The 230-nt window shown below is 44.3% G+C and carries 1 protein-coding gene; it reads right to left on the bottom strand.

The features are described 5' to 3' along the window. On the bottom strand, positions 1-174 hold a 174-nt coding region (locus ACRHNM_RS18450), incomplete at its 3' end, for a DUF6090 family protein (protein WP_431138078.1). Positions 175-230 lie beyond the last annotated feature (56 nt).

Below are 230 nucleotides of genomic sequence, written 5' to 3'. Positions count from 1 at the left end.
AATGCGTTGCTCTTCCCTGGAATTGATACGCTCTTGATTCCAGGTATTAATTTGCAGTGCTATCAGGATACCGATCACTACCAACACAACTTCCCCTATGGCATAAAGCAGGTACTTGGAGAATTTATTCCCAGCAAGTAATTGTCGCCTAACTCGTCTGAAGAATTTTATCATTTGGTTACTGGTTGGTCATAATGGAGGCCGACGTGACGGTGTAGGTATCTGCCTCC

It is taken from the genome of Psychroserpens mesophilus (genome assembly GCF_050617655.1).
GTDB classification, from domain to species: Bacteria; Bacteroidota; Bacteroidia; order Flavobacteriales; family Flavobacteriaceae; genus Psychroserpens; species Psychroserpens mesophilus_A.
The sequence above is the reverse complement of the archived record's forward strand: the minus strand, read 5'-3'. Positions and strand labels throughout refer to the sequence as shown.